Raw genomic sequence first — 3,434 nt, 5'->3', positions numbered from 1 at the left:
TCTGAGCTGTAGAACCGGGCGTAGGCCCACCCATCAGCTAGCGTGCGATGGAACCGCTCAATCTTCCCGTTCGTCTGCGGCCGGTAGGGCCGAGTCCGCTTGGGCTTGATCCCGAGCTCGGTACAGGCATCACGCCAGGCATGCGAGCGGTAGGCCGAGCCGTTGTCCGAGAGCACCCGCTCCACCTCCACGCCCAGGCGCGCGAAGTGGGCGACCGCGCGGCGCAACACCGCGATGGCCGTCTGGCTGCGTTCATCGGAGTGCATCTCGACATAGGCGAAGCGGGAGTGATCATCGATCACGGTGTGCAGAAAGCCCACCCCGAGCCGGGGCTGGTATCGGGCATCACGGGTTCCTTCGCGGTCCGAGGTCGCCGCGCAGTTGAGTCCCGCATAGTGGATGCTCCTATTGCTGTCAAGCGGCCAGTGGCGGGCTGATCTGCTCCAGGATGGCGGTCGCTCGGGCCTCGAGTTCAGGGTCGGCGCGAGTTCCGATCTCGAGTCGTCGGAGCCGCTGGTAGGGGACGCCGAGAGTGGCGGCGAGAACGCTGATCGGGATGCCTTTCGCTTGTCGGCGTGCTCGGAGTTCGCGCCCGACGGGATTGTCGGTGGCGGGATTGAGCAGAGCGGCATAGATCTCGTTCGCGACGTGTCGTTTGAGGCAGCGCATGATGTCACGGTCGGTGAGTTGCTCCGAACGACGCCTCTCGAAGTAGGCCATCGTCCGAGGCTCGCGATGCCGCATGCGCAACAGCACAATCCGGTGCAGCGCGGCGTTCGCGTGCCGGTTCCCGCCGCGAGAGAGTCGATGCCGTGTGCGTTGTCCGGAGGAGGCGGGGATCGGGGCGACACCGGCGAGAGCGGCGAAGCTGGCGCGGGTTCCGAGCCGCTCGGGGTTGTCGCCGGCGGCGACCAGGAGCGTCGCTGCGGTGACAGGACCGACTCCGCTCAGGGACAGCAGCGTGGGGTTGACCTGCCGGACGAGCATCTCCAACTGTTGTTCTATCAGGTCGATCTCGGCTTGCATCGTGAGGTGTCGGACCGCGAACCGTCGCAGTGTCTGCCGGGCGACGACCGCGGGATCGGGGGACGTGATTGTTCCGGGCCGAGTCTTGGCGAGCGTGTTCACCAGACGCTGCCCGCTGAGAGCGCGGAACGCCTGTCGCACGAGCTCGGGTGCGGTGATCAGCAGCGCGTGGATCTGGTTCATCACTTGCGCTCTGGCCTTGGCCGCCGAGCGCCGCTCTGCGAGGAGGATCCGCATCGACTCGACCGCGCCATCACCAGACTTTGGGATCGCGGTGTCCGTTCCTGCGAGGACAGCGACCGCTGCCTGGTGGGCGTCGAGGGGGTCGGACTTGCCGCGACGACGGCGGGCTTGCCGGTCCTGTCGCGCGACTTCGATGACGGTCAGCCCCGCCGTGGTCAGCGCGCGTGCGAGGCCAGCCCCGTACGACCCCGTTCCCTCCACCCCGATACGGACGACATCACCGTGCGCGTGGAGGAACGCGACGATCTGCGCGTAACCGCGACCGTCGGCACGGAACTCTCGGTCCGCGACAGGTCGGCCCACGAGATCGAGGATCGCGACGTGATGCGTTTTCTTGTGCGTGTCGACCCCGGCGACCAACTCGGAGCCTGGTGGCAACGGGTTGGTCAGCGGCGGGTCGAGTGTCATGCTCGTCATTGACGGGATTCCCTTCCAATGGTGATGAACGTCACCGCGGGTCGGGTGAGTGCAGACAGCACAAAGGTGAGACGACTTTCCGGTCAGGCTCCTATCAAGTCATGTGCCCGCCCGGCCCGCAGCGACCCCGGCGTCGACGGACAGATCCACAAAAAGACAGCCGCGAACGGCGTCCGTGTAATTTCGGGTCACGCCGGCGCCGGAGCCGAATCCATCATCTCTGTGTAACCCTCCCCGGTGGCCACGACCATCTTCGAGACGGACGCGGTCACCGTGGGAGCCTTCGAGCGAACCTTCCACAGCACTCTCGAAAGGACATCACCACGATGACCGCTCCACACATTGTCGACCCTGAACGCCTGCTGCGCGAAGCTCTCGGGGAGGCCTCCCCAGACCTGCTGCGCCACCTGCTGCAGACCGTGATCAACGCACTGCTCTCCGCCGACGCTGACGCGGTCTGCGGGGCCGAGTACGGCAAGCCCTCCGAACACCGGACAGCGCAGCGCAACGGCTACCGCCACCGACCCCTGGACACCCGCGCCGGCACGATCGATGTGGCCATCCCCAAACTCCGGGCCGGCACGTACTTCCCCGAATGGCTGCTCGAGCGCCGCAAACGGGCCGAGTCCGCACTGATCACCGTGGTCGCGGACTGCTACCTGGCCGGGGTCTCGACCCGGCGCATGGACAAGCTCGTACGGCAGCTGGGCATCGACTCGCTCTCGAAGTCCCAGGTCAGCCGGATGGCACAGGAGTTGGACGAGCACATCGAGGCTTTCCGTCACCGGCCGCTGGGCGAGGCCGGCCCGTTCGTGTTCCTCGCCGCCGACGCCCTGACCATGAAAGTCAGAGAGGGCGGGCGGGTGATCAACGCGGTGGCCATGCTCGCCACCGGGGTCAACGCCGACGGGCGCCGCGAAGTCCTCGGGCTGAGGGTGGCCACCACGGAGACGGGTGCGGCGTGGAACGAGTTCTTCGCGGACCTGGTGGCCCGGGGGCTGGCCGGGGTGGCACTGGTGACCTCGGACTCCCATCGCGGCCTCGTGGAAGCCGTGGCGGCGAACCTGCCCGGGGCCGTGTGGCAACGCTGCCGCACCCATTACGCGGCGAATCTGATGGCCGTGACCCCGAAGAGCATGTGGCCGGCGGTGAAGGCCATGCTGCACAGCGTGTACGACCAGCCCGACGGGCCGGCCGTGCAGGCCCAGTTCGAGCGCCTGTTGGACTACGTGCAGGACAGGTTGCCCGCGGTGGCTGGGCACCTCGATGCAGCACGAGAGGACATCCTCGCGTTCACCTCGTTCCCGAGGGACGTGTGGTCCCAGATCTGGTCGAACAACCCTGCCGAGCGGCTGAACCGGGAGATCCGGCGCCGCACGGACTCGGTGGGGATCTTCCCGAACCGGGATGCCGTGGTGCGTCTGGTCGGGGCTGTGTTGGCCGAGCAGACCGATGAGTGGGCCGAAGGCCGCCGGTATCTCGGCCTGGAACTGCTCGCCCGGTGCCGTGAGCCCCTGACCACGGAGCAAGAGACCGTGATGAGCACGGAGGTGATGCCGACCCTGCAGACCTGACAGGTACAAGCCCCCTACAACCTCGAAGACGGCTACACCACTTCCAGGGACTTGACCGCAAACCGCGATCAGTTCGGGGTCGAGGCCATCTGCCGCACGCTGGGTGCGACGGAGTGTGGGTTCATCACCTCCCGCGGCTACCGGGCCGCGAAGACACGACCGGCCTCCGCACGA

The 3,434-nt window shown here is 67.2% G+C and carries 2 protein-coding genes and 1 pseudogene; 1 reads left to right on the top strand and 2 read right to left on the bottom strand.

What is annotated here, in order from left to right:
- Both ACIP67_RS43025 and ACIP67_RS43020 read right to left on the bottom strand, forming a co-directional pair.
- A pseudogene (locus tag ACIP67_RS43025) lies at positions 1–356 on the bottom strand (DDE-type integrase/transposase/recombinase); the annotation flags it as partial.
- Positions 357–414: 58 nt separating this feature from the next.
- Positions 415–1,686 (bottom strand): IS110 family transposase, encoded by a 1,272-nt coding sequence (locus tag ACIP67_RS43020; RefSeq protein WP_206495882.1) that lies wholly within the window; start codon positions 1,684–1,686, stop codon positions 415–417.
- A gap of 326 nt (positions 1,687–2,012) precedes the next feature.
- On the opposite strand from ACIP67_RS43020, the gene ACIP67_RS43015 reads away from it, so the two are divergent.
- Complete coding sequence (locus ACIP67_RS43015) at positions 2,013–3,260, top strand: IS256 family transposase (RefSeq protein WP_350747015.1); 1,248 nt, start codon at positions 2,013–2,015, stop codon at positions 3,258–3,260.
- Positions 3,261–3,434 lie beyond the last annotated feature (174 nt).

The organism is Streptomyces sp. NPDC088812 (assembly GCF_044750285.1).
GTDB lineage: Bacteria > Actinomycetota > Actinomycetes > Streptomycetales > Streptomycetaceae > Streptomyces.
This window is presented reverse-complemented; position numbering and strand designations above follow the sequence as displayed.

Excerpts from the sequence above, each read along its gene's own strand:
- ACIP67_RS43020 (WP_206495882.1), bottom strand. The coding sequence starts at position 1,686 with ATGACGAGCATGACACTCGACCCGCCGCTGACCAACCCGTTGCCACCA.
- ACIP67_RS43015 (WP_350747015.1), top strand. The coding sequence starts at position 2,013 with ATGACCGCTCCACACATTGTCGACCCTGAACGCCTGCTGCGCGAAGCT.